Raw genomic sequence first — 1,822 nt, forward strand, 5'->3', positions numbered from 1 at the left:
GAGGGCGGTCGCCGGCGGCGACGTGCCCCTCGCCGGTCGTGACGAACCCCTGCGCCGAGGCGACGAGCCGTACCGCCTGGTCGATGTTGGCCGTGAGGGTCACGAGCGCCTCGCGCGGGTGGTCGCCGACAGCCCGGCGAGCTCCTGCCGGGCGACCGGCACGCGCGCCTCGACCTCGGTGGCCCGGGTGCGCAGCGAGGCGAGGAACTGCGGGACGGTCGCCTCGAGGTCGCGCAGCCGGGAGAACTCCGCCTCCTGCGCGTCGAGCTCCTCGTCCGCGGCGCGGGTCAGCTCGAGGATCTCGGCGAGCCGGGCCCGCTCCTCGGGCTCGCCGAGCCGCCCGGCGCCGCGGGCGAGGTCGAGCTCCTGCTGGATGCGGAAGGCCTCGTTGATCCGACCCCGCGCCGACTCCAGGGCCCGGGTGAACTGCTGGGTCGCCTGCTCGCCGAACTGTGCCTGGGCGAAGGCGAGCTCCTCGCCGGAGGAGCGGATCGCGTTGTCGAGGTCGACGAGGGCACGACCGACGTCCTGCCGCATCTGGTCGGTCGTCACGCCGGCCATGACCGGCTGGGGCGTGCCCTCCGCCGCCCGGGTCTGGCCACCGCGCAGCCGGCTGACGAGCAGGGGCAGGGCGATGCCGCCGACGACGATCAGCCCGAGGACGAGGTAGATCCACGTGCTCGACGACAGCCCGCCGCCACCGGAGCCCAGGCCCTCGGCCGCCGCGGTGACCGCGCCGGCCCAGTCGTCGTCGGCGAGCGCGGGCTCGACGTCCTCGCTCTGCACGCGGGAGATGTCGTCGGGGCCCAGCCCGGAGTCCTCGGTCGTCCACATGCCGTAGCGCCGGTCCTCGACGGCGACGGCGAGGAGCACGTCGTTGCTCCCCATGCCCGAGGTCTCGTAGGTCTGCTGGGTCCACTGCTCGGGGTCGGTCCCGTCGAAGGAGTCGACGTAGACGACGAAGAGCTGCAGGTCGTGGTCGCGCTGGAGCGCGTCGAGGTCGTCCTGCAGGGTGCCGGTGTCGCCGAGGACGCCGGCGCGGTCGGTGATCTGCTCCGGCACGTCGAAGGGGGCATCGGCCAGGGCGCTCCCGCCACCGAGCAGCACCAGGCCGATGGCTGCGAGCACGGCCGCGAGCAGCCGTGCCGGGTGGAGTGTGCTGCGGGTCCGCGCCACGTGGCCCCCTGGTCCGTGTCGTGTCGGGCCGCCGACCGGCGGCTGTGGGTCGTACGTTGCCACACCGGACGGACGAAGGGGAGGCTCCTCACCTCGCGGCTGTGGACCGTCGGTGGCATGCGGCAGAATCGAGCCCAGCATGACTTCCTCACTCGCCCCCCTCCTTCGCGCGATCGCCGGCCTGCCCGGGCTCGCGGATATCCCTCGACACCGCGAGAGCAGCGACGTCGTCGACATCGTCGCCCCGACCGGCCTGCGGGCCCCGGTCGTCGCGCTCGCCCGGGCGGCGACGCCCCCCGACCGGCCGCACCCCGGCTCGTCGTCACGTCGAGCCGCGCGCGAGGCCGACGACATCGCCACGGCCCTCGGCGAGCTCGTCGGGGACGAGCAGGTCGCGACCTTCCCAGCTGGGAGACGCTGCCGCACGAGCGACTCAGCCCGCGCAGCGACACCGTCGGCCGCCGCCTCGCGGTCCTGCGTCGGCTGCGCCACCCCGACCCGACGGGGGAGGGGCACGCCCGGCCGCCTTTCGTCGTCGCCTCGGTGCGCGCCGTCCTCCAGCCGATCGCCAAGGGGCTGGCCGACCTGCGAGCCGGTGCGCCTGCCGGGTCGTGGACGAGGCCCCGCTCGAGGAGGTCACCGCCGC

The 1,822-nt window shown here is 75.1% G+C and carries 1 protein-coding gene; it reads right to left on the reverse strand.

Annotated elements, in window-relative coordinates; genetic code table 11:
- Positions 1 to 99: 99 nt before the first annotated feature.
- Positions 100 to 1,128 (reverse strand): TPM domain-containing protein, encoded by a 1,029-nt coding sequence (locus AC2W7J_RS17880; protein WP_485984085.1) that lies wholly within the window; start codon positions 1,126 to 1,128, stop codon positions 100 to 102.
- Between the last annotated feature and the right edge of the window lie 694 nt (positions 1,129 to 1,822).

Source organism: Janibacter sp. CFPM2_SD2, assembly GCF_057364645.1.